This is a genomic window from Gilvimarinus sp. 1_MG-2023 (assembly GCF_030548285.1).
This window is the reverse complement of record NZ_JAUOSC010001547.1, coordinates 1-243: the sequence shown is the minus strand read 5'-3', so window position 1 is coordinate 243 and position 243 is coordinate 1. Positions and strand designations below refer to the sequence as shown.

The 243-nt window shown below is 59.7% G+C and carries 1 protein-coding gene; it reads left to right on the top strand.

Features of this window, described 5'->3' with window-relative positions:
* Nucleotides 1–35: 35 nt before the first annotated feature.
* Nucleotides 36–243, top strand: a 208-nt coding sequence (locus tag Q4563_RS23845) for an LpxL/LpxP family acyltransferase (RefSeq protein WP_442903859.1), incomplete at its 3' end; no start/stop codon positions are given.

Sequence of the window (243 nt, the reverse complement as noted above, 5' to 3'; positions counted from 1 at the left end):
ATACCTACCTCAGTAACCGCTGCCAGATCACCATCATGTTCAAGCCGGCAAAGAATCCGCAGTTTGATAGCTGGATGCGACAGCGTCGCCAGAACACCGGTGCGACACTGGTGCCGACCACGGCCGGAGGCGTACGGGCGTTGTTCAAAACGCTGCAGCAAGGGAGCGTGGCGGGCTTTTTGCCGGATCAGGAACCCGAGCGCCGCAGTGGCGTGATCGTCCCTTTTATGGGCGTTCCAACAC